The organism is Streptomyces sp. NBC_01717 (assembly GCF_036248255.1).
GTDB lineage: Bacteria > Actinomycetota > Actinomycetes > Streptomycetales > Streptomycetaceae > Streptomyces.
The window spans coordinates 601,086-624,037 of record NZ_CP109178.1; the positions used below are offsets into that span (position 1 = coordinate 601,086).

General features: G+C 70.1%; 21 protein-coding genes and 3 pseudogenes. 13 read left to right on the top strand and 11 right to left on the bottom strand.

Annotated features, from left to right (window positions below):
- The first annotated feature begins 106 nt into the window (after nt 1-106).
- Entirely contained in the window at nt 107-643 is a 537-nt protein-coding gene (locus OHB49_RS02940; protein WP_329157649.1) for a phosphate-starvation-inducible PsiE family protein, read from the top strand.
- Here OHB49_RS02940 and OHB49_RS02945 read toward each other — a convergent pair.
- The gene (locus OHB49_RS02945; RefSeq protein WP_329157651.1) at nt 571-2,793 is read right to left on the bottom strand and encodes an FUSC family protein; all 2,223 of its coding nucleotides are present in this window, start codon (nt 2,791-2,793) and stop codon (nt 571-573) included. The two genes, OHB49_RS02940 and OHB49_RS02945, sit on opposite strands and share 73 nt — an antisense overlap.
- Before the next feature lie 258 nt (nt 2,794-3,051).
- On the opposite strand from OHB49_RS02945, the pseudogene OHB49_RS02950 reads away from it, so the two are divergent.
- Nucleotides 3,052-4,055, top strand: a pseudogene (locus OHB49_RS02950) (IS5 family transposase).
- A 19-nt stretch (nt 4,056-4,074) separates the two neighbouring features.
- Here the strand turns inward: OHB49_RS02950 and OHB49_RS02955 are convergent.
- Together OHB49_RS02955 and OHB49_RS02960 are read right to left on the bottom strand one after the other, a co-directional pair.
- Nucleotides 4,075-5,196, bottom strand: coding sequence for a hypothetical protein (locus OHB49_RS02955; RefSeq protein WP_329157653.1), 1,122 nt, complete (start codon nt 5,194-5,196; stop codon nt 4,075-4,077).
- Nucleotides 5,197-5,308: 112 nt separating this feature from the next.
- Complete coding sequence (locus OHB49_RS02960) at nt 5,309-5,605, bottom strand: hypothetical protein (RefSeq protein WP_329157655.1); 297 nt, start codon at nt 5,603-5,605, stop codon at nt 5,309-5,311.
- A 78-nt stretch (nt 5,606-5,683) separates the two neighbouring features.
- Here OHB49_RS02960 and OHB49_RS02965 point away from each other — a divergent pair, with 78 nt between their 5' ends.
- A complete protein-coding gene (locus OHB49_RS02965) occupies nt 5,684-5,827 on the top strand; it encodes a hypothetical protein (RefSeq protein WP_329157657.1) in 144 nt (47 codons plus the stop codon).
- Nucleotides 5,828-5,937: 110 nt separating this feature from the next.
- Nucleotides 5,938-8,406, top strand: coding sequence for an excinuclease ABC subunit UvrA (gene uvrA, locus OHB49_RS02970; protein ID WP_329157659.1), 2,469 nt, complete (start codon nt 5,938-5,940; stop codon nt 8,404-8,406).
- A 278-nt stretch (nt 8,407-8,684) separates the two neighbouring features.
- On the opposite strand, the gene OHB49_RS02975 is transcribed toward uvrA, so the two are convergent.
- On the bottom strand, nt 8,685-9,878 hold the full coding sequence (locus OHB49_RS02975; RefSeq protein ID WP_329157661.1) for an MFS transporter: 1,194 nt from the start codon (nt 9,876-9,878) through the stop codon (nt 8,685-8,687).
- Between the two features lie 260 nt (nt 9,879-10,138).
- On the opposite strand from OHB49_RS02975, the gene OHB49_RS02980 reads away from it, so the two are divergent.
- Nucleotides 10,139-11,029 carry a LysR family transcriptional regulator gene (locus OHB49_RS02980; protein WP_329157663.1) on the top strand — a complete coding sequence of 297 codons (891 nt, stop codon included), beginning with the start codon at nt 10,139-10,141 and terminating at the stop codon, nt 11,027-11,029.
- A 142-nt stretch (nt 11,030-11,171) separates the two neighbouring features.
- Here OHB49_RS02980 and OHB49_RS45745 read toward each other — a convergent pair.
- From OHB49_RS45745 to OHB49_RS02990, 3 genes and pseudogenes are all read right to left on the bottom strand, one after another.
- Nucleotides 11,172-11,564, bottom strand: a pseudogene (locus tag OHB49_RS45745) (PucR family transcriptional regulator); the annotation flags it as partial.
- Between the two features lie 9 nt (nt 11,565-11,573).
- Nucleotides 11,574-13,286: pseudogene (locus tag OHB49_RS02985) on the bottom strand (FAD-dependent oxidoreductase).
- Nucleotides 13,286-13,549, bottom strand: a complete 264-nt coding sequence (locus tag OHB49_RS02990; RefSeq protein WP_319329921.1) for a UBP-type zinc finger domain-containing protein — start codon at nt 13,547-13,549, stop codon at nt 13,286-13,288. Before OHB49_RS02990 ends, OHB49_RS02985 begins: the two are co-directional and overlap by 1 nt.
- On the opposite strand from OHB49_RS02990, the gene OHB49_RS02995 reads away from it, so the two are divergent.
- The 4 genes from OHB49_RS02995 (at nt 13,542) to OHB49_RS03005 (ending at nt 15,893) form a co-directional block, all read left to right on the top strand.
- Complete coding sequence (locus tag OHB49_RS02995) at nt 13,542-14,195, top strand: hypothetical protein (RefSeq protein WP_329157668.1); 654 nt, start codon at nt 13,542-13,544, stop codon at nt 14,193-14,195. The genes OHB49_RS02990 and OHB49_RS02995 overlap by 8 nt on opposite strands.
- 99 nt (nt 14,196-14,294) lie before the next feature.
- A complete protein-coding gene (locus OHB49_RS45750; RefSeq protein ID WP_443079635.1) occupies nt 14,295-14,501 on the top strand; it encodes a CBS domain-containing protein in 207 nt (68 codons plus the stop codon).
- A gap of 44 nt (nt 14,502-14,545) precedes the next feature.
- Entirely contained in the window at nt 14,546-14,788 is a 243-nt protein-coding gene (locus tag OHB49_RS03000) for a hypothetical protein (RefSeq protein WP_329157670.1), read from the top strand.
- Nucleotides 14,775-15,893, top strand: coding sequence for an acetate/propionate family kinase (locus tag OHB49_RS03005; protein ID WP_329157672.1), 1,119 nt, complete (start codon nt 14,775-14,777; stop codon nt 15,891-15,893). Before OHB49_RS03000 ends, OHB49_RS03005 begins: the two co-directional genes overlap by 14 nt.
- A gap of 573 nt (nt 15,894-16,466) precedes the next feature.
- Here the strand turns inward: OHB49_RS03005 and OHB49_RS03010 are convergent.
- Nucleotides 16,467-16,739, bottom strand: coding sequence for a hypothetical protein (locus tag OHB49_RS03010; RefSeq protein ID WP_329157675.1), 273 nt, complete (start codon nt 16,737-16,739; stop codon nt 16,467-16,469).
- Nucleotides 16,739-16,891, bottom strand: coding sequence for a hypothetical protein (locus OHB49_RS03015; RefSeq protein ID WP_329157676.1), 153 nt, complete (start codon nt 16,889-16,891; stop codon nt 16,739-16,741). Before OHB49_RS03015 ends, OHB49_RS03010 begins: the two co-directional genes overlap by 1 nt.
- 26 nt (nt 16,892-16,917) lie before the next feature.
- Here OHB49_RS03015 and OHB49_RS03020 point away from each other — a divergent pair, with 26 nt between their 5' ends.
- Entirely contained in the window at nt 16,918-17,649 is a 732-nt protein-coding gene (locus OHB49_RS03020; RefSeq protein WP_329157678.1) for a class I SAM-dependent methyltransferase, read from the top strand.
- A 339-nt stretch (nt 17,650-17,988) separates the two neighbouring features.
- On the opposite strand, the gene OHB49_RS03025 is transcribed toward OHB49_RS03020, so the two are convergent.
- Both OHB49_RS03025 and OHB49_RS03030 read right to left on the bottom strand, forming a co-directional pair.
- Nucleotides 17,989-18,555: an HD domain-containing protein gene (locus OHB49_RS03025; protein ID WP_329157679.1), complete on the bottom strand. Its 567-nt coding sequence runs from the start codon at nt 18,553-18,555 to the stop codon at nt 17,989-17,991.
- 278 nt (nt 18,556-18,833) lie between these two features.
- Nucleotides 18,834-19,400: a TetR family transcriptional regulator gene (locus OHB49_RS03030; protein ID WP_030979065.1), complete on the bottom strand. Its 567-nt coding sequence runs from the start codon at nt 19,398-19,400 to the stop codon at nt 18,834-18,836.
- Between the two features lie 150 nt (nt 19,401-19,550).
- On the opposite strand from OHB49_RS03030, the gene OHB49_RS03035 reads away from it, so the two are divergent.
- The 3 genes from OHB49_RS03035 to OHB49_RS03045 all read left to right on the top strand — a co-directional run bounded on the left by OHB49_RS03035 (nt 19,551) and on the right by OHB49_RS03045 (nt 22,862).
- Nucleotides 19,551-20,489: an SDR family oxidoreductase gene (locus OHB49_RS03035; protein ID WP_030979067.1), complete on the top strand. Its 939-nt coding sequence runs from the start codon at nt 19,551-19,553 to the stop codon at nt 20,487-20,489.
- A 63-nt stretch (nt 20,490-20,552) separates the two neighbouring features.
- Entirely contained in the window at nt 20,553-21,395 is an 843-nt protein-coding gene (locus tag OHB49_RS03040; protein ID WP_329157680.1) for a DUF1206 domain-containing protein, read from the top strand.
- A gap of 318 nt (nt 21,396-21,713) precedes the next feature.
- Nucleotides 21,714-22,862: a PP2C family protein-serine/threonine phosphatase gene (locus tag OHB49_RS03045; protein WP_329157682.1), complete on the top strand. Its 1,149-nt coding sequence runs from the start codon at nt 21,714-21,716 to the stop codon at nt 22,860-22,862.
- Nucleotides 22,863-22,952: the final 90 nt, after the last annotated feature.

Sequence of the window (22,952 nt, forward strand, 5' to 3'; positions counted from 1 at the left end):
TCGTCGGCCGTAGGAGCACCCTGTCGATTCACCGGAGCATGAAAGCACAACACGACCAACCCAACCCTGCATGTCTGTGACCAGCATTTTCGCGACAGGCCCTAGCATGCTGACTGTGCGACCCACTCTCCCGAAGATCGAGGGCGGCCGGGTACAGGGCCTCCTGCAGCTCATTGAGGACGGCATCCATCTCGTCGTCGCGGCGCTCCTCGTACTGCTCGCGGGGCTCCTGACCGTTGGGGTCGTCCACGACGTCATCAGGTCGATCCAGGGGCCGTACCGCGAGGATACGGTCGTTCTCTCCGCCTTGGACAACGGCCTTGTGCTGTTCATCGTGGCCGAGCTGCTCCACACCGTCCGCCTCACCATCAGGAACCAGACCCTCGACGCGGAGCCGTTCCTCGTCGTCGGCCTGATTGCCGGCATCCGCAAGGTGCTCATCGTGACGGCCGAGGCGGAGAAGTCCTTCCGGTGGAACGTCGAGGGGATCGAACTGCTCATCCTGGCGGGGCTGATCCTCGTGATGGCGACGGCGGCGTACGTGTGGCGGCGCTCGACGCGGCCGGGAGACTACTTCCCGCTCCAGGAGGCGGGGCGCTCCCCGTCGCCGGCGCCGTCACCCACCCCGGTGCGTGGGTCCTGATCATCATCTTCCGCCTCCACGGCCGCCCGCACCCGCTGCTCCTCGCGAGCGGAGCCGACGTCCCGTTCCAGGGGTGTGCGGCCGACGGCCGTCGTGAGGTCCTCCAAGGCCCGCTTCTGTAGTTCTGCCCCGCGCCGCATCACCGGGCTCCGGTCTTCGGCGGCGGCGCCCTCCCACGCATGGAGCGCCTCCTCCACGCGCCCCCAGTCCGGATTCCTGTGCTCGCGCACGTCGACTGCCGCCTGCGCGGTGTCCGCCTCCAGGGCCTCGGCGAGCCGCTCCGCCTCGGGGACGAAACGGCTGTCGTCCCGCGGGACGTGGCTCTCCATGAGCATCGCCGCCCGGCCGAACCCCTTGAGCGCCTCCTGCGCCTCCTCCGCCTCGCGCGACGTCAGGCCCCTGGGGCGGACCGGTTCCTGCCTTGCCCGGTCGTAGGCCTCCTGCCAGGCGGCACGTGCCTCCCTGCTCGCCAGCAGTGCCCTGCGCATGTCGGCGCGATGCTCCCGGGTCGGTTCGGCGTAGCTGCGGAGCACCGCGGCCGCATAGCGGCCGTTGGCGGCGAGCCAGTCCGCAAGCCGGCCCGGCAGCCGGGGCGTCTCCCATGCGGGGAACACCACGTACGCCAGCATTGCCAGGGCCCCGCCGAGCAGGGTGAGCACCACGCGCTCCGGGACCGTCTGCTCCCATGCCTGGCCGCCCATGCCGAGCAGGAAGACGACGTACGCGGCAGTGAAGCACTGGGAGTAGGCGTAGCCGGTACGGATCAGCGTGTACGACAGGCCCGCCGAGACCACCGTCAGCGCGCCGAACACATGGGCGTCCGGGCCCAGGGCCCGCACCATCCCGGTGGCGAGCGCGACCCCCGCCAGGGTCCCGGCGAGACGGGCCACCGCACGCGCGTATGTCCGGTGGAAGTCCGGCCGCATCACCATCACCGAGGCGATGGGTGCCCAGTAGCCGTGGCCCAGGGGTAGCCGGGCGGCGATCAGATAGCCGAGCGTGGCCACCGCCGCCAGGCGGACGGCGTGCCTGAACACGGGCGAGTCCCGGCGGAGCTCACAGCGGACCGCCCGGACGACGACGGGTACCAGCCGGAACATTGTCGGGCGCACCAGGAACTGGGCGCCTGCGGGGCCGTGCAGCGTGGGCGTCTTCCCGCGCGCGCCGCCGCTCCCGGCGATCTCCACCGCCTCGCCGAGCAGTTCCACGAGCCGCTCGGCAGTCTGCCGCGCGGGGCCCTCCAGCACCTCGTGCTCCTCGTCGACGCGCAGGACGTCCGCGCTCCCGGGCGGCACCTCGGCGGGAGTGCCGCGGCGGATCGAACGGGCGGCCGCATCCAGGACGTCGGCGGCCGCGTCGAGCAACTCCCGCGCGCGGTCCCGCCCGGGTCCCTCCGCCGGGGCGCCGACGTCCGGGTCGGCGAGGGCGGCGACGACCGGCCGAATGCGCTCGGCGAGGCCCCGGGGGCCGTGGAGGACGGGGGGCCGGGTGCGCGCCTGTGATGGCGTCACGGCGGCCGCGTCCCGGGCCGTCATCAACGGCTCCGGGTCGAACGGGGCGGTCGGGTCGTGCCGCAGCCGGCGGGCGTAGTCCGCCACGGCGGCCAGGGCGTCGGCGAGCGCGTCACGATGCGCCCCCCAACGGCGGATCGGGAACAGCAAGATCAGCACGGCCTGCGCCACGCCTCCGAGCGCGATGACCCCGGCGTGCTCCAGGGCTCGCCCGACGCTCGTGGGCAGGGTGATGGTCACCAGCATGCTGCCGACGGTCGTCGCTGCGACGATCCCAGCGGTCGATCCGACGGCCCACGCCATCCCCGCGGCAAAGGCCCATACGGCTAGCAGTGGAAGGAACGTCACCAGTCGCCCCGCCGCCAGGTAGCCCACGAAGGTGCTGAGCGCCAGACCCGCGCCCGCGCCGAGCGCGATCACCTTGCGTGGACGCCAGGTGCGCTGGAAGGTGGCCCCACCCGCGGAGTAGGCACCGAGGGCGGCGGACGCGGCGTACGCAGGGGAAACCAGCCACAGCGCCAGCCCGATGACGATCGCCACCCCAGCAGCCGTGCGCAGCGCGAGCAGGGGCTCCAGCCGCGTCTCCTCGAGCGTGAGCCCGGATCGCACGACCTCCCCGAAGGCCCGCAGCCACGTCACGGGTGCGAGCCTAGCCGGAATGCCCTGCCGGTTCGCGTAGGCCTGGTTGAGGTGCGCGAGCCGTCGGGCAAGGAAGCCTCCGGCACGGGTCCAGGAACAGGCTGCGGCCGCAGCCGCTGGGACGGGGTGCTACCACTGCAGACACTGTTGGGCGTCCACCGTCCTACCGGGCCGGAGCCAACTAGGGCGCGTATCGAGTCGTGATCAATCTGCGGGATTCGCCCTCGTGGTGGGGCCTGGACCGGTAGATGTTCTCGCATGACGCGAGTGCAACTGGCGGACACGGAGTGGGAGTTCATCGAGCCGTACCTGCCGATCGGCGAGTACGGCCCGTACCCGGAGCGGCTGCGGCAGCAGTTCGAGGGGGTGATCTGGCGGTTCAAGACGGGCGGGCAGTGGCGGGAGATGCCGCAAGAGTTCGGTGCCTGGTCGACCGTCCACAACCGCTTCCGGCAGTGGCGTGACGCCGGCGTCTTCGAGGCCCTGCTGGAGGGGCTGATCGCGGAAGCTGCGAAGCGGGGCGAGGTGGACCTGTCCCTGGTCAGTATCGACTCCACTACCGTGCGGGCTCACCACGACGCCGCCGGAACGCACCTGGACCAGGACGTCGTCGCCGCGCTGGAGAAGGCCGCCGCCGAGGAGGAGAAGGCCCGGTCAAAGGGGGCGGCCTCGAAGAACAAACCGGGTCGGACACAGAAACCAGTCCCGGGCGGGAAGAGCGACGACGTATCCGGCGTCGGTGCAAACTGCGGCTGAAGGCCGCTCTCCTCGGACGCTCCAGAGGTGGGCAGACCAGCAAGGTGCACCTCGCCGCCGACCGCAAGTGCCGCCCGCTGGCGTTCGTCCTGACCGCGGGGCAGGCCGCGGACAGCCCGCATTTCATCCCCGTGCTGGGGAAGATACGGGTCCGCGGGCCCGTCGGCCGCCCCCGCACCCGGCCGGACGCTGTCGCCGGGGACAAGGCCTACTCGTCCCGCGGTAACCGGGCCTACCTACGGAAACGCCACATCAAGGCAGTCATCCCGGAGAAGAGGGACCAGGCCGCCAACCGGACGAAGAAAGGCTCCAACGGCGGCCGGCCCGTCAGCCACGACACCGACCTCTACAAGGAACGGAACACCGTCGAGCGCCTGATCAACAAGCTGAAGGCCTGGCGCGGCATCGCCACCCGATACGACAAGACCCCCGACAGCTACCTCGCCGGACTCCACCTGCGCGCCTCGATGATCTGGATCAAAGACCTCACCCGGACCACCCATTGATCACGACTCGATACGCGCCCTAGTCGCCGTGGTCGTCCTGGAGCATGTGGCGACGTTCCTGTTCGCGCTTGGAGTAGGCGGCTGCCCGGATCGCCTCGTCGCTCTCCAAGCCTGATCCCAGCGCGCCGCCCACGGTGGCGACCGAAGCGACGAACCATGACAACGTCAAGTATTCCGCGGCGTGCAGCGGGGTCCGTGTCACGGAAGCGAACACTTGGCCGTTGATGATGAACAGAGCCCACACCAAGTTGATGACCATCAAACCGCCGTAGCAGACGAGCACCCCGATGCCCACGGTCATGACCGTCGAGGCGTTGTAGAGCCTCGCCCTCTGCCTCGCCTCCGGCGAGACCTCTGTTGATCGATGCCACAGTTGCGCGTCGACGATCAGCCAGCCGACCATGAGCCCGACAGACCCGACCATCGCGATCACCAGGCGTGGCGCGCTCAGGTACTCGGCCAGGCCCCAGATGGTGGAGTTCACGGTGGCGACTGCTCCCGTGGCGAGTGCGGCCGCCAGGGCTTTCGACAAGCCCGGCACCAAACGCCACGGCCGGTTGGCGCGGACCATACCGACGAGCACCCTCAGGTAACCGCGCGGCCCGCTTACGACGTACCGAAGATCAGCGGTCTCCTCCTCACCGACCGGGCCCGGGTGAACAGGCGCGAGACGACTGACGAAGTGCCCCAGAAGCGGCTCACTCTGCGGAGGTCCCTCAGCCCCGGTGGCCCGCGGACCCGCCAAGCCAAGCACGGCTTCTTCCACAGCCCGCCGGGCTCTCGTCTGCAGACGCAAGCCCCCCAGCGGAGGAAGAGACAGCAGCGCCAAGCCGTGTTCGTGACTCACATCCATAACGAGCTTGCGCCCGTGTGAGTGCAGCGGAAGGTCGGTGAGGGCCACGACAATGTCCCAATTCTCAGCTCTTCCGCGGTCCATGATCCGGCGCATCAAGGTGGGCGGGTCCTCGGTCCCTGCGGTGAAAGGCTCACTGACCACCTCGACGTCGAAACGTCGGCCCTGGCCCGACTTGTCGGCGAGCCGAGTGGAAAGTATCCGGGCCATGCGCTGCGCGATCTCCGTCGGCGCATCCGGATCCGCCAGGAGAGCTACGACCGTAACGCCCTGAGACGACACCCGCATGACTCCTTCTCGTCGGCTGCCCCCCCGATCGCCCGTGCCCACAGGATGCCCCCGAGGTATCGCCGACGCCGCGTGACACGCTGGCCCCTGCCAGCAGGTGCAGGCGGTACGGTCAGATCTCCTCGTCCTCCCCGTGCAGGGCCTGCTCCACCACCGGGCCCCGGTTGCGTGCGCCACCGCGAACACCCGCTCCGCGCCACCCCGGGTACCGCGACGAGATCGATCGGTAGCAGGCCCGCCTCCTGTTCAACCTCGTCACCGTGATCACCTTGTTCATGGGCATCACTGCCTCTACGCCGCGCTGTTCCTGCTCGTCCATGTCACTGCGGCGTTCCTGCTCACACCGCAGTCGTTGCGTCCCCTCGTCCGACACCAGCACGATGCCGAGTGCCTCTCTATGGCCCGCCACCGGCCGGGGCCCTCGGGGCCCGCGGTGCGGACCAGGTTGCCCGTCTTTTCCCGGTGCTCGTGCACGAGGCGGATAGCCATGGCACTCTCACCGGCCGCCGACGCCACCCGTTTGACCGAGCCGCTCCTGACGCCGCCCGCCGCGAAGACCCCGGGAAGGGTGGTCTCCAGCAGCAACGCCACCTTGTCGGCGTCCGCCAACAGCGGAGTGTGCGCCGCCTAGGCTAGGCCGTGACCGCAAATGGATCCGAGATACTCCGGACGCTCGTGTGAGCGGGGCCCGGTGATGGCGTCTGTCGCGCGGTTCCCGGTGCGAACGGGTAATCAGGAACAGTGAACAAGGACGCGACCGACCCCTTCGTGCATGTCCGGGGCGCCAGTGAGAACAATCTGCGGAACATCGATGTCGACGTTCCGCGGGACGCGATGGTCGCCTTCACCGGCGTCTCCGGTTCGGGCAAGTCCTCGCTCGCGTTCGGCACGCTCTACGCGGAGGCCCAACGGCGCTACTTCGAGTCCGTAGCACCGTACGCCCGAAGGCTGTTGCAACAGGTCGGCGCACCGCACGTGCAGGAAATCACCGGACTGCCACCCGCCGTGGCCCTGCAGCAGCGACGCGGGTCGCCCAGCTCGCGATCGACGGTCGGCACCATCACCACGCTGTCCAATCTGCTGCGCGTGCTGTACTCCCGCGCCGGCACCTATCCGCCCCGGGCCGCGCGGCTGGAGGCCGAGTCGTTCTCACCCAACACCGCGGCCGGCGCCTGCCCGGAGTGCCACGGACTGGGCGTCGTGCACGACGTCGCCGAGGACCTGCTCGTCCCGGACCCCTCGCTGAGCATCCGCGAGGGGGCGATCGCCGCCTGGCCGGGCGCCTGGCAGGGCGCCAACCTGCGCAGTGTCGTGAGCGGCCTGGGGATCGACATCGACCGACCGTGGCGCAGGCTCAGGAAGAAGGACCGGGACTGGCTGCTGTACACGGACGAGCAGCCCTCCGTGTACATCGAGCCGGAGGAGGACCGCGTCGACTACGGCTACCAGGGCAAGTTCTGGAGCGCCCGCAAGCACGTCATGCACGTCCTCGCCGACTCCAAGAGCGAGAAGATGCGCGAACGGGCGCTCCGGTTCGTCAGGAGTGTGCCCTGCCCCGAGTGTCACGGCAGCGGACTGCGGCCCGAGGCGCTCGCCGTGACCTTCGCCGGACGTTCCATCGCCGAGATCAACGCGATTCCGCTCACCGAGGTCGTGGCGCTGCTGCGGCCCGTCGCGGGGCGGTCCGAGGCCGACGCCACCACGTCGACCGCCCGATCCGGGGAGACGACCGAGGTCGCGGTCCGGATCTGCGGCGATCTGGTCGCGCGGGTCGACGTACTGCTCGACCTGGGCCTCGGATATCTCAGCCTCGGGCGCCGCTCGACGACCCTGTCGCCCGGCGAGGCGCAGCGCCTGCGGATCGCCACCCAGCTGCGCTCGGGGCTGTTCGGCGTCGTCTACGTTCTCGACGAACCCTCCGCGGGCCTGCACCCGGCTGACGCGGAACCCCTGCTGGACGTGCTGGACCGCCTCAAGGCGGCGGGCAACTCGCTGTTCGTCGTGGAGCACGACATGGACGTCGTACGGCGGGCAGACTGGGTGGTCGACATCGGCCCCGGCGCGGGTGAGGGCGGCGGACGCGTGCTGTACAGCGGCCCGGTCGCCGGTCTTGAGCGGGTCGGGGAGTCGGCCACGAGCCAGTACCTGTTCGGGCGTGCCCAGCCGCTCGATCACCGCCCGCGCACACCGCATGGCTGGCTGCACCTGAGCGGCGTCTCCCGCCACAATCTGCACGACGTGTCCGTCGACGTACCGCTCTGTGTACTGACGGCGGTGACGGGCGTGTCCGGTTCCGGAAAGTCGACGCTGGTGACGCAGGTGCTCGCCGAGGTCGTCCGCGGCCACCTCGGACTCGTACCCGAGGAGCCCGACGAGGCGCAGCTGGAGGTCGACGTCCAGGACGCGTCGGGGGTCGAGTCGTTCGACCGGCTGGTCCGGGTCGACCAACGGCCCATCGGCCGAACTCCCCGGTCCAACCTGGCCACGTACACGGGGATGTTCGACGCGGTGCGCAAGTTGTACGCGGCGACGGACGAGGCCAGGGCGCGCGGCTACTCGGCCGGGCGGTTCTCCTTCAACGTGCCCGAAGGGCGGTGCGAGACCTGCCAGGGCGAGGGATTCGTCGCGGTGGAACTGCTGTTCCTGCCCGGCACCTACGCGCCGTGCCCGACCTGCCAGGGCGCCCGGTACAACGCCGAAACGCTGGAAGTCACCTACCGCGGCAAGAACATCGCGGAAGTTCTGGCGCTGTCCGTCGACGCCGCCGCCAAGTTCCTGTCCGCCGTCCCGGCCGCCTCCCGCAGTCTGGAGACGTTGCGCGAGGTGGGACTGGGGTACCTGCGGCTGGGCCAGCCCGCGACGGAACTCAGCGGTGGTGAGGCGCAACGCATCAAACTGGCCACCGAACTGCAGCGAGCCCGCCGCGGTCACGCGCTCTACCTGCTCGACGAGCCGACGGCGGGGCTGCACCCCTCGGACATCGCGCTGCTGCTGCGACAGCTGCACCGGCTCGTCGACGCCGGCAACACGGTCGTCCTCGTCGAGCACGACCTGGACACGATCGCCACCGCCGACTGGGTCATCGACCTCGGGCCGGGCGGCGGCGACGCGGGCGGGCGGGTGGTCGCGGCGGGCCCGCCGGCCAAGGTGGCGAGGGCCCGCCGCAGCGCCACCGCGCCCTATCTCGCGGCCCGGCTATCGCGCTCCTGACGACGGCGCGAGGGGCTGAGCACCGGTCAGCCGGGTTCGGGGCGCAGGGTCGCGCGCGTCGCCATGCTGCGTTCCAGCTTGTGGCGGATATCGCTCGCGAGGTGTCCCGCCTGGGCCCACTACACGATGAGTTCGGCGACGTGGCGCATCTTGATGTCGGTGTGCTGGGAGATCTCTCGGGCCTCCCGTCTGCCGTGGATCCGTGTCACGCGCGCCCGCACCCGAGTGCCCAGGTCCGCGCCTCCCAGACAACCGGTGTCGCATGCGCCGCAGGGAGGTCAGGAGGGGCGAGCGGACTGCGCCGAGAGCGCGCCGGGACCGGGTGCGCGGTCGCGCAACGCGACGGCGACCGACACAACGGCGCCGCAGGAGAGGACCGCCGCGAAGCTGATCATCGCGGTCTGCACGGCGAAATGCCGCAGGGCGATGCTGAACAGGACGGAGGGCAGGCCCATTCCCAGGTACGCGACGACGAAGAACACGGCGAGGACCCCCGCGCGTGAGGCGGGCTCGGCCACTGAAACGGCACGTTCGACGCCTCCCTTGAACAGCAGCCCGGAGCCGGCTCCCGACAGGGACACGGCGACCAGGTAGAGCCAGAGCGCCGGGTGGTAGAGGGCGACGGCGCACAGGCCCAGGCCGACCGGGAATACCACTGCCCCCACGGTCAGGACCCGGGGCAGTGGGAGGCGGCCCAGCACCAACTGGGCGGCCGCCGCGGAACCGAACATGAGGAAGGCCGACAAGCCGACCACGAGGTGCGAGTCGGTGTGCAGGGTGCCATGGAGCACGCTCGCCCCGAGGGAGGAGATCAGGCCGAGGATCGCGAAGGCGAAGGCGCCCAGCGCGCCGGCCGCGCCGAACGTCCGCCCGCCGCCGGGGCGCAGGACGAACCTGCTGGGCGGTTCGGCCGCGGGCAGCTCCAGGTCCACGGTCTCCGGGGTGGACAGCACCAGCGCCAGGCACACTGCCATGGCGAGCGTGAAGATCGCCTGGGCGGTGATCAGGGGCGTGGGAAGCCACTCGGCGGCGGCTCCGGCGACCAGGGGACCTGAGGCCAGGCCGCCGAGGTTGGCGGCGGTGGCCACGATGCCGGGCAGCACCGAACCCGTCCGTTCCGGACGAGCCTCGTGGTGGAGGTCGTGCAGGTACGTCGTCGCGGTCGAGGCCATCAACCCCAGTCCGACACCGTTCAGGATCCTGCCCGTGATCAGCCCCGGCAGGTCCCGCCACGCGATCAGTACGACCGACGCGACGATGCCAACCAGCAGCGCCGGGACGATGACGCGCCGTCGGCCGAGCCGGTCCGACAGGTGTCCCAGTCCGAGGAAGGCGGCCGCTGCGCCCACGACCATCGAGGCGTACGCCACCGTGACCGTGGTCGCGCCGAAGTGGTCCCGGGCCTCGTACAGCGGCCACAGCGGGGTCGGCGCGGTACCGAAGGCCATAAGCACGGTGAAGGCCACCGCCACGAACCAAAAGCCGGTCGTGTGCGAGGCACGACGCCGGGCGGGGGCGCGGGGCGGCAGGTCGGCGGGAGCGGGTGCTGGGATCGGATGGGTCGGGTCGTCGGGAGCGTCGGCTGTGGGACGGCTCAGCGGCGTCGGAACGGCAGGCAGGGGTACCCCTCCTCGGGCGGAAGTGGATGACGCTTTCCATCCTCCTCACCAGCCGGGATCAGTGCCAACGAATGTTTTTGCTGGGCTCGAGCAATGTGAGTGATACTTCTCGTGTGGAGCTACGTCAGCTGGAGCACTTCATCGCGGTCGCCGAGGAGCTGAGTTTCACGCGTGCCGCCCGACGGCTGCACGTGGTGCAGTCCGGGGTATCCGCCGCGATCCGCTCCCTGGAGCGCGAGCTCGGTTGCGCGCTGTTCGAGCGCACGTCGCAGCAGGTCCGGCTCACCGGTGCGGGCGCGGCGCTGCTGCCGGAGGCTCGGGCCACCCTGCACGCCGCCCAGGCGGCCCAGGACGCCGTGCGCGCCGCACAGGACACGCTGCGCGGCACGGTGAATGTGGGCGCCATGGCCTCGGTCGAGGTGGTGGACCTGCCTGCGCTCCTCGGGCAGCTGCACGCGCGGCATCCGGCGATCGACGTCCGGCTGCGGTTGGCGACGACCGGATCGGCGGGACTGGCGCACGCACTGCTCAGCGGGGACCTGGACGTGGCTTTCCTGTCGCTGCCCGAGCACAAACCCGCCGGGATCGACGCACGGGAGCTGACCACCGTGCCGCTCGTCCTGGTGGTGAGCGCCGCCCATCCGCTCGCGCAGCGGGGGGAGGTGGCACTTGCGGACCTCGCGGGGGAGCCCTTCGTGGACTTCCCGCCGGGCTACGGCAACCGCGAGGTGGTCGACCGGGCGTTCGCGGTGGCGGGCGTCGTACGCCGGGTGGCACTGGAAGTGCCCGACATCGACATGGGGGCGGCACTGGTCCGGCACGGTCTGGGCATCGCCTTCCTGCCCGCGTTCGCCGTTGCCCGCACCCCCGGCCTGCAAGTCCTGGACGTCCACGGCACCCTGCTCCGCTGGAGCATGCATCTCGGCACGTCGTCGACCCGGCGGCCCAGCTCGGCCCTGCGGGCGCTGCTCGACCTGGTCGACCTCCACGTCATCGCCCTGTGACGCGCGGGCCGCGGCCCGCGCGTCTCCCGTCGGTCGTGTCCGGCCCCCTGCGCTCGCCTCGCTCCGGCCGCGACATCTGCCGCAGCATCCGCTGACGCTCAGGCTGCCGTCGCCCACAGGCGGCGTCGGTTCTAGCTAGGCATTAGCCGGGGCCGCCCAGCACGATCTTCCACACTCGGGTCGCCACCTGGAGGTTGAGCCGGTCCTCGACGTTCGCGAGGTCGTTGTCGCTGATGTCGCGGATGTGCTGGAGCCGATAGCGCAGCGTGCTGCGGTGGATCGCGAGGGATTCGGCGGTCTCGTCGTAGTTGCCGCCGCAGTCGAAGTACCGGGACAGGGTCTCCACCATGGCCGCGTGGTGCCGGGAGTCGTAGTCGATGGGCTGCCCTAGCCACTCGTGGACGAACGTCTCTAGTTCCCGGTAATCGTTGCCAGGTCCCAGGATGCGGTAGAGGCCGAGCTTGTCGAAGAACGTCGTGCCGTAGGGCTCGCGGGAGCGGCGGCGCACTTCCAGGGCGCGCTGCGCCTCCTCGTAGCCGACGCCCTACGGGCCAGCGGAGCGGACCAGATTTCCCGTCTTTCCTCGGTGCTCGTGTACGAGGCGGATCGCCATGGCACCCTCACCGGTGGCCGAGGCCACCCGTTTGACCGAGCCGCTCCTGACGTCGCCAGCGGCGAAGACCCCAGGAAGGGTGGTCTCCAGCAGCAACGGACCACGGCCGAGCGAGGCCCACCGGGTCGCGTCGGCCGCCGCCTGGGCCTCGGCGCCGGTGAGGACGAAGCCCTTCTCGTCCAGGGCCAGCACGCCCCTGAGCCATTCCGTGCGCGGCCGGGCCCCGATGAACACGAACAGCGCCGCGGCCCGCAGCTCCCGGCGCTCACCACTTGCGTTGTCCTCCACCGTCAGCGACTCCAGCTTCTCCTCCCCGGAGACGCCCCGGACTTCGGTGCGGAGCAGCACCTCGATCTTCGGGTGCCGTTCCACCTGGTCCACCAGGTAGCGCGACATGTCCGCGTTGAGGTCACCGCCCCGGACAAGGAGGCGGACCCTGGACGCGTGGTTCGCGAGGAACAGCGCCGCCTGCCCGGCGGAGTTCCCGCCGCCGACCACGGCGACCGGATCCGCCTGGCAGAGACTGGCCTCGTGGACCGTCGCCGCGTAGTAGACGCTGACGCCCTCCAGTCGGTCGATGCCGGGCACCTCGAGCCTGCGGTACCACACGCCCGAGGCGAGCACCACGGCGCCCGCCCGGGCCTGGGGCCCGTCTGTGAAGGTGACGACGTAGTCGTCGTCCTGCGGGGTGAGCCCGCTGACCTGGGCCGGCACCATGAGGCGGGCACCGAACTTGTGGGCCTGGAGCACCGCGCGTTCGATGAGCTCGCCCCCGGAGATGCCCGACGGGAAGCCAAGGTAGTTCTCGATGCGAGACGAGGTACCGGCCTGGCCCCCGGTGGCCACGGCGTCGACGGTGACCGTGGTGAGGCCGTCGGAGGCACCGTACACGGCGGCGGCGAGTCCCGCGGGGCCCGCACCGACCACCATCACGTCGCACCGCCCGGCCTCCGGCGAGGGGGCGGGCAGCCCGATGAGCCGGGCGAGTTCGGCGTTGCTCGGATTGCGCAGCACCTGCTCGCCCTTCCAGATGACCACCGGAGTCTCCTCGGGACGGATGGAGAACCGGCGCAGCAGCGCCTCCGCCTCCTTGTCCTTCTCCAGATCCACCCAGCGGTGGGGCAGCCGGTTGCGGGCGGCAAACTCACGCAGCCGCAGCGTGTCCGGTGAATAGCACTACCCCAGGATCCGGAAGCCGGCGCCGAGGCCGATGAGCAGATACCGGCGGCCCAGGTAAGCGCGGAGGATCAGGTCGCCGAGGACGGGGTCGCGGCCGACCAGGGCGCGTTGCCGCTCCACCGGCACGGCCAGGACCTCGCCCGCCTCGCGCACCACGGCGGTGTCGAACGCCGCCTGGCCCTCCAGCAACCCGAGTTCACCCAGGAATCTGCCGGGTCCGTGCACCGCCACCGTGCGCTCGTCGGGCCCGCCGAGGTCGTGGAGTATCTCGACGGTCCCGCTGAGGATCGCGAGGAACTCCCGGAACGGCTCGCCCTCGCGGTACAGCACCTCGTCCTCGGCGGTCCTTCGGCGCTCACCGTACGTGGTGAGGTCCTCGAACTGCTCCGGTGTCAGGCGCGGGAACGCCCCGTATCGGTCCGGTGTCTCGCGGACCGCTCTCTGCTTGTGCTCGGCCGCGCTCATCAGACCATGGCCTCGTGGACGTAGCACCAGCGCCAGTCCTCTCCCGGCTGGAAGGACTGCACGATGGGGTGACCGGCGCTGCCCGCGTGCCGCCTGGCGTGCTTGAGGGGCGAGGAGTCACAGCAGCCGACGTGCCCGCAGGTGAGGCAGAGTCGCAGGTGCACCCACGGGGAACGCTCCATGAGGCACTCCTCGCAGCCTTCCGGGGTACGCGGCGTCACTGGGCGCACCATCGCCATGTGCGGGTCAGGAATCGTGGCCATCAGAGTTCTCCTTCCGTGGGCGGGACTGCTCAGCCGCGGCCCCGGCCTGCGCGGACATCTGAGTCTCGTCACCGGCATGGTGCGGGCCAACCGGCCCTGGCGTCTCTTCGCCACCCTCTCCCGCGCACTGGCCGGTGTCTTCGCAACCGCCGCCTTCGGCCTGATCAACAACTCGACCTGGACCCTCTCCTCGGGCATGGACGTGGGGCGTTTGATCGGGGCCTCTGTAGTGTCCCTTCTCGCCCTCACGGCATGGATCATCATCGATCACGAGCTCTGGGAACGCCCTCACGGTTCGCTCTCCCGCTCCTTCTCCCGCCTCTACAACACAGTGACGTGCGTGACGATCACCTCCGGTGTGCTCTCCCTGTACGTGATCCTGTTCTTCACCCTCTTCGGCGTCTCCAAGCTCATCCTGACCCCGTCGGCCTTCGGCACGGTTATCGGGCAAGACGCAACGGTCCGTGACTACGCCGTGCTCGCCTGGTTCGTCAGCTCGATGGGCATGGTCGGGGGTGCGTTCGGATCCGGACTCGAAGACGACGGCACCGTCCGCAACGCGGCGTACGGCGAGCGGCAGCGCCAGCGATGGCAGAAGCTGCGAGAGGAGAAGAAGGTGCGGGAAGAGCTGGAGAGCGAGACGTAGAGCGCCCCTGAGCCGAGCCCTTACCCATTGCAGCCAACGCAGGTCGTCATGCTGCTGCCCATTTGAGGAGGGAACATGGTCCAGCAGGTTCGCGAGGTCATGACGGAAGATTCTGTCGTCGTGTCGTCGCTGACGTCCGTTGTGAACGTTGCCCAGCTGATGCGACGCAAGGACATGGGTGTCGTCCTCGTGGTCGCTGACGATCGGTTGCGTGGTCTCGTCGCCGACCGGGAGCGACATGTCCATCGAGCGCGATACCGGCCCCGGGCGACATCAGCGCTGCCAGGCCAAACGAGTGCACGATGACCTCGGAGTCACCTGCCCCCTGGACCCCGGTAAGGGATGGACCCATGCAACGGATCAGGACGGCGGTGAACGCCCGGCCAATGGTGAATTACGACCTCCTCGCGAGCAACGGCGTACCTCGGCACGACCTGGCCGTTACCGCGCTGGGCTGTGTGCGCGGACGCTCCACCGTCACCGGCGACCTGGCCGTCGCCTACCACACCATCGTGATCGGCTGCGCGAGGCGATCCGCCGCACCGATCCTGCCGAGACCACGAAACGAAAGTTGCAGCTGTGAACGGCCCTGACATCCTCGTCGTCGACGCTGGTTCTTCCAGCCTTCATCTGACGGTTCTGGGCGGCGACGGCCGCGAACGGGCCGCGAGGCACCTCACCGAGCCACCCGGCCCGGAGACCGCCGACACGATCGAGGACTTCCTGCGTGACGCGCCTCCGGTCGGGGCGACCGGGCACCGCATCGTTCACGGCGGACCGCACCTGCTGCGCCCTACGATCGTCGACGACGACGTACGCGCCGAGCTCGAACGTACGGCACGGCTCGCCCCGCTGCACATGCCCCCGGCCCTCACCGCCCTGGACGCGACCCGCGCTTTGCTGCCCGACGTGCCGCACGTCGTGTGTCTGGACACCGCCTTCCACGCCGACCTGCCACCCGCCGCCCGCACCTACGCGGTGCCTCGCGAGTGGACTGAGCGGTACGGTCTGCGCCGGTACGGGTTTCACGGCCTGTCCTACGCGTGGGCCCTGCAGCGGGCGGCCAAGCTGATTGGCCGTCCGGCCGGCTCCCTGCACGTCGTCCTGGCGCACTTGGGAGGCGGCTGCTCGGTCTGCGCGGTGCGCGACGGGCGCAGCGTCGACACCACCATGGGCTTCACCCCGTTGGAGGGCCTGGTGATGAGCAAGCGCAGCGGGAGCATCGACCCGGGTCTGCTGCTCTGGCTCCAGACATCGGCAGGCCTGACGGCCGCGCGGATCGAGGACGCCCTCAATCACGAGTCCGGCCTCCTCGGCCTGTCCGGCATGTCCGGGGACACCCGGGACCTCGTCCGCGCAGGCGCCCGGGGGGACAGTAAGGCGACCTTCGCGCTGGACGTGTTCGCTGTTGGCGTGCGGCGCGGCATCGCGAGTGTCGCCGCCTCCCTCGACCGGATCGACGCGCTCGTGTTTACAGGCGAGATCGGCGAAGACCAGCCGGAGGTACGCGAAGCGGTCTGTTCGGGCTTGGGTGTCCTGGGCATCACCGGCGGGCTGACGGAGGGAAACCCGCCGGATGGCGCCGTCGTCAGTCCGCGTGGCGCAGCCGTGCCCGTCCTGGTGATCCCGACAGGCGAAACCCAGCAGGTGGCAGCGGAAACGCGCGGCACCCTCACGAAGCGGGCTGAGGACCGATAGCAGTGCAACACAGAGGTTGGACCTGCCACGTTTGACCGTCAGCAGCGCCCCAGCCGCACCATCCACCGCTTCTCCACGAGTGTCCTGCACGCGACCCCGTGCCATCCCGGGTGGTGTACGGGGGGTTGTGGGCGTAGGGGTGGACTCCATGCGGCAGCCCCGACAAGGATCCTATGGGGACCGCTGTCCGAGAACTTCGGGACGCCTCAATCGTCGGTGCCGTTGGTGTCGGCGGACTCGGCGACCGCCCGGGACAACGCGAATGCGGTGTCCTGGTCCCGGCTGGCCCACGCGGTGACGAACCGTGCGGCGAACCGGATGGGCGACGGCAGGGCACCGGCGTCCGAAGGCCCATCGGGGCCGTCGACTTTCGATCATGTAGAGCGTGCCAGGGCCGTTCTCCAACCGGGCGCGTCGCGAGGCAGTTTCCGCGAGGCAGCCGAGGAGGGCGTACGAGGAGCGGGGCCCGGCGTCCACGATCGGCTGGAGCAGTTTCCAAACCGGCGTGGGGGTCTCCGACGACACCCTTCGTCAGGGCCTGGAGGATGATCTTTGGTTCAGGGGCAGTGGACATCAGCCACGGTCCTTCCGGTCGGTGGTCTCGTCGGCGATCCAGGCCCGCAGGCCCTCGGTGTAGTTGGCGCGGGCCTCGGTCGCCGCCGCTTCGGCCCGGTCCACCGCGTCGCGGAGTTCGGCGAGGTGCGGGGCGTGCTCGGTGAGGGAAGCCGCAAGCCCGTCCGACATGATCAGCGCGAGCTGCGTGACCGACCGCTTCTTACCGCCGAGGCCGGGGTCGAGGCACAGGCGGAGGAAGTCCCGCACCTCATCAGGCGTCTGGAGCTGCATCAGATCTTTCCGTCGTCGTGCGGCTGGGCCGGAATGCCGGGCCGCTGGGTGGAGGGGTGCCGGTCACCGAGGGCCAGCGCACGGGTCACTGCCTGCGCCCCGTACCGTTCGGTGGCCGCGTCCTGGCCGTGCTCCTCGAGGAACCGCAACACCTCAACGGGCCGGACGCCTTCGGGCATTGGGCGGGCCGGCCTGGCATCGACGACAGCGCCAGGCACCGGATTCGGGAGCTGGTCCCGCAGCTGGCGGGGCAGAAGCCCGATCACGCACCCGATCGCCGCAGCTTCAACCTCATCCGCGTGCCCGTCTGCCAGCGCGGCGGAGCCGCCAACGCCCGGCCCCCACCCGCGCCCTAGCTGCCCGCGGTGCGTGGGCCCAGGGCATCGATCCGTTCCCGCGCATGATCGAGCACGCGCAGGCCGCTACGAAGGACGGCCCGCCCGGCGCCCACTACGCGGTCGACGACGGGTGCACCCTGGCCACGGTGGCCACATGCTCCGTCGACTGGGTCACCGCCGGGCTGTCCCTGAACAACGTCCCCGATCTTTCCGCCGCACTCACGGCAGTACGACGTGTCCTGGTACCAAGCGGACGTCTCGCCTTCACCATCCCGCACCCCTGCTTCGAAGCACCGCATACGACCTGGACGGATCACGCACAAGGACGTCCCCGCCGTGTGGTGGGCGACTACCACGCCGAGGGACTCTGGCGCTCGGACAACCCGCACGGCGTGCGCCGCGCGGGAAACCAGCACCGAATGCTGTCCACCTACCTCAACGCCCTGGGCGGACACGGTTTCCTGCTCGAAGCAACCGCAGAGCCCATCCCCAGTTCCCCGGTCGCGGCTGAACAACCGCAACGGGCCGAGCTGCCACCCTTCTTCCTTGTTCAGGCGAGCAGCAAGAAGTGACGGACACGGTCTAGGACCAATGCCGTTGCTTTTGCCGTGGGCGTAGGCTGGTTGGCAGTGGGTCCCGGGGGTGGTGTGGGTGGCTGCGAGTGCGTCTGACTTATCGGGTCTTGGTCTGTTGACCTGGGTGTATCCGCCGGGGTTGGTGGACCGGGTGTCCCAGCGCCACGAGCCGCGCAGTTTCGCCGCGCTCGGATTCGTGACGACCTTTAGCTACGTTTTCCCACCGTCTTCCCAGTCACCCATTTGAACCAGCCAAGTTCTATCGATACTTGCAGGTCAGAGCCAAGAGCGACAAAGACAGCCGGAGCCGATCGCGAGTGACCTCGAGAACAAGTCCTACGCGGCCCTGTCTCGCGCCGTCACCGCGGCCACGCGCTCCACCACTGGACGCCAGCAGTCCAGCCCCGGCACGCGCAGGCCCACGACTTTGCCCGCGTCGTCGGCGCGGCGCAGCGCGATGGCCGCTGTGGAGTCGGGGTCCGCCTCGAAGACGGCGACTTCCTCCGACGTCATGACGCCACCCTGGCAGCCGAGGGTGCGGGCGCTTTCCGGGGACAGCACCAGGCGCGCGTCGGTGGCGGCCAAGTAGCGCTTGGCGGGGATGTGGAGGGCGACCAGGCGGGCGACCCGGGCGCCGAGGAGCTCGACGACGGCCGCCGCGGCGTGCTCGCCGTGGCCGGCCTCGTCGCCGGGCAGCAGGTGGTGGCCGATGTCGTGAACGAGCCCGGCGACCTGCAGCTCTTCGTCGTCGGGGTGACGCTCGGCGAGGACCGCCGCAACCTGCAGGCCATGGTCGAGGATGTCCACCAGGTCGCCTGAGCGGTCTGGGGTGTCCCAGACATCCTCGCAGTCGGCCAGCAGTGCCATGAGCTCGTCCACGGACGACAGTCGCTCTCCGTTCATGCCCGCACGCTGCCGGAGTCGTCCGTACGGTGGGTGTACGTGCGCCGTACTCCATGGGGCCGGGCGGCCAAGAAAGCCCGAGGTGGGATCGCTGCTCCTGGCAGCCAAATGCGCCGCACCCGGTGGCACCGGTGCGGGCCGGCGCCCGCTTCGAACACGACGTCCCGGTCGAGGCGTCCCGAAGCCGCTACAGCCTGATCACCAGTCACATTTTTCGGATACGGCCAACCGCTCACCGACGGACCGGCGGTGGCCTGCTGCCCGCACCGGACCTGCGGTCACTCGCCCGCGGCCACCACTTTGAGTTCGTCGAGCGACTCCCGAAAGAAGTCCGCCAGGGTACGTTCCCCGCTGTCGCCGACCCAGCGCTCGAACCCGACCTTGAAGACGGCGATACCCGCCTCCGCGGTGAGGCTCGCGGCCGGGTCCTTGACGCCGCGTCGGCGCAGCGTGGCAGCAAGCGCCGCGGACAGAGACGCAAGCTTGATCAGCTCGCGCTCGCGCAGCTCCGCGTTCGCCATGATGACGGCCTGGCGCTGCCGGGCGAACTCGTGGCGCTCCAGGAAGAAGGTGGCGACGGTCTCCAGCGTCGAGGCCATCGCGTCGATCGGCGCGGCTGAGTCCGGGGTGCCGGCGAGGGTGTCCACGAAGATCTCCTCCAGCGCGTGCGAACCCCCGAACAGCACCTCGCGCTTGTCGGCGTAGTGCCGGAAGAACGTCCGCTCGGTGAGCCCGGCGCGTTTGGCGATCTGCGCGGCGGTGGTCTGCTCGAACCCGCGCTCGCTGTAGAGGTCCAGCGCTGCCTGCTCCAGCCGCCCGCGCGCGTTCGGCTCCCATCGACCCATGGCCCGATCCTACGTGATGGCAGTGACTGACATCAGGTGCTACGGTTGATGACAGTCACTGACATAGGCACGTGCGCCACGCCACGCGAGTCCTGGTTCCCCCGGTACCGCGCGGCGCGGAGACGGTCGCCCTACCCGGAGGTTCTCCTCATGCGTGTGTTCATCACCGGCGCGTCCGGCTGGATCGGTTCAGCCGTTGTTCCGGAACTCATCGGCGCCGGCCACCAGGTCGTCGGGCTCGCCCGCTCGGACGCCTCGGCTGACGCCCTCGCCGAAGCCGGCGCCGAGGTACGCCGCGGCACGCTCGACGATCTCGACACGCTGCGCAGCGCGGCTGCCGACGCCGACGGCGTGATCCACCTCGCCTTCAAGCACGACATCGCGTTCAGCGGCGGCTTCGAGGACGCCGCCGATGCGGACCGGCGTGCCATCGACACGTTCGGCGAGGCGCTCACCGGCTCCGACCGCCCGCTCCTCATCGCCTCCGGCACACTCGGTCTGGCGCCGGGACGGGTCGCGACCGAGCAGGACGGCCAGGAGTCCGGCCCGGTCGGTGCCCACCTGGCCGGCGGCCCGGCCAAGCGGCTGGCCAACGCTCACGCGACGGTCGCCCTCGCGGACCGCGGCGTCCGCTCGTCGGTCGTCCGGCTCCCTCCCACCGTTCACGGCGACGGGGACCACGGGTTCCTCGCCACCGTGGTCGCCATCGCCCGCGAAAAGGGCTTCTCCGGCTACATAGGCGACGGCGACAACCGCTGGCCCGCCGTGCACCGGTCCGACGCCGCGCACCTCTTCCGCCTGGCACTGGAGAGCGCTCCGGCCGGCTCCACGCTGCACGCGATCGCGAACGAGGGCGTGCCGATCCGTACCGTCGCCGAAGTGATCGGGCGACACCTCGGCCTGCCCGTGGCCTCGGTCTCCCCGGACGACGCGCCCGGGCACTTCAGCTGGCTGGCCGGCTTCCTCGGCATGGACAGCCCCGCCTCCAGCTCGCACACCCGCGAACTCCTGGGGTGGCAGCCGACCCGGTCCGGGCTCATCGACGACCTCGACAAGGGCCACTACTTCGCCACCGTTCCCAGGAACTGAGCGGGAGTGAAGCAGAGGGCCGACTCCAGGAATCGCATGCCCCTGCGGGGGCACACGGTGGGCATGGCAACTGGACCGGCGAAGGCACGTGGACGCGTGCACGCCCAACGCGCGGCGAACAGCACAGCAGTTTCGGCCGCAGCCCGTGCGGGCTTCGTCGCCCGCGGGGTCATCTACGTACTGATAGGCGTCCTCTCGCTTCGGATCGCACTCTCCGACGGCGGTGGCAAGCAGGCGGACCGCGGCGGTGCGATAGCCGAGATCGCCGAGAAGCCCTTCGGTACCGTTCTGCTCTGGCTGCTCGGCACAGCCTTGGCGGGCATGGCCCTGTGGCGCCTGTCAGAAGCCGCTTTCGGTCAGGCGGGCCCGGACGGCAGGAAGGCGAGTAAGAGGGCGATGGCCGCCGGCCGTTTCGTCTTCTACGGATTCGTCTCGTACTCCGTGCTGTCCTACGCCGCCGGAGACAAGGGCAGCGGCAGCGGCAGCTCCGACAGGGACTCCCAGGACGTCACGGCGAAAGCGCTGGACTGGCCCGGCGGGCAGTGGATCGTCGCCGTCGCCGGTATCGCGGTGGCCGCGGCCGGTATATGGATCGCGGCGAGGGCGATCATGCAAAAGTTCCATAAGCACCTGAAGATGTTCGAGATGTCGGAGAAGGCCCGCAAGGTGATCGATTTCCTCGGGATGTTCGGCGGCGCCGCCCGAGGCATCGTCTTCGCTGTCGCGGGCACCTTCGCCGTCGCGGCAGCCGTCCAGCACCAGCCCGGCAAGGCCAAGGGCATGGACGACACCCTGCGCTCCTTCACCGAGACCCCTGCAGGGCCCTGGCTGCTGGTGCTCATCGCCGTCGGCCTCGCGGCGTTCGGGGTCTTCTCCTGGGCCAATGCCCGCTGGCGCAAGGTCTGACAGGCGGCGGTGGATCCGTGCGGTACGCGGGGTGGCTGCGGCGACCGGAATTCCTACCGTTCACCTCGGCGACCCGACGGGGGCGCACCGATGCCGATGACCGGCCGACAGCGCTCCGGCGAGTGGTAGCCGATGACGTCGGCAATGGCACGGTCGGTCACTTTCTCACCGATCCCATGCAGCACCGATCCCGTCGGTGCCTTCCGCCGGAGCGCCGGTACCGAGGGCGGTGCGCGACACGCAACGTCAGGCCTCGCCCTTGATCGACCGCACCTGGCCGACTCGTCAGCGGCCCCGGGGCGGTGCACTGTGGAAGACGTGGGCCTAAGGGAAGGTGTCACAGGTCTGCGGGAGTCATGGCGGCCGAGCCATGCGCTCCTGGCGATTCCCGTCGCGCTCATCGTCGTGATCGCAACCGTGGACATCCTGCTGCCGGAAGACATCTATCTGGGACCGCTGCTGGTCATCGCGCCCGCGATCACTTCCTCCTTCGAGGGCCCCGTACTGACCGGAGTGGTCGGGTTCCTGGCCGTGGGGGCCCAGGCATTCATCGCCCTGCACTCCGGCGTACTGACCTCCCGGAACGCTTTGGTGCAGATTGCCGCCCTCGCGATCCTCTCGGCCCTGACCGTGTTCTTCTGCCTGATACGCGAGCGGCACATCCGACAGCTCGCCCGGGTGCGCTCGGTGGCCGAAACCACACAGAAGGTATTGCTGCGGCCGCTCCCGGACCGGATCGGCCCCCTGCGGATCGCTTCCTTGTACCTGGCCGCCGAGGACGAGGCCCAGATCGGGGGCGACCTCTACGCGGCCACCCGCATCGAGGGCGGAACCCGCATGATGATCGGCGACGTGAGAGGCAAGGGCCTGGCCGCCATCGAAGAAGCAGCCCTCCTGCTCGGCGCCTTCCGCGAGGCCGCCCACCAGCACACCGGTCTGCCCACACTGGCAGCAGCCCTCGATCAGAGCGTCACCCGCTACCACGCCGACTTCGAGCCGGAGGATGGGGATGACGCCGGGGAGCGCTTCGTGACAGCGCTGCTGCTGGAGATCCCCGAGGAGGGCCCCATCAGCCGAATGACCAGCTGCGGCCACCCTGCTCCCCTGCTGCTCAGCCCAGGACACGCGGAAGCCGTACCGAGTCGGCACCCAGCGCCCCCGCTGGGGATCGGCGACATGGGGCCGGCGGGCTACACCGTCGACGCGTTCGCCTTCGAGGCGGGAAACACCCTCCTCCTTTTCACCGACGGCGTCATCGAAGCGCGCGACCGAGGCGGCGACTTCTACCCGCTCGCGGAACGCGCCGCCCAGTGGACCGAGAGCCCCCCGGAGAAACTCCTGCACCACCTGCGACGCGACCTCCTCGCCTACGTCGGCGGACGCCTGGGCGACGACGCCGCCATCATCGCGATCCACCGCAGCCCCGTCCCTCATCCGGGATACCGCCCTGGAGATCCCCGACCCTGACGGCTTTTCGGCGCGACTCCGGAGGAACCAGTACCGACGGACGCCGGCAGGAGCGATGTCGACAGCGGCGCTCTTCCGCCGCACCCGCAT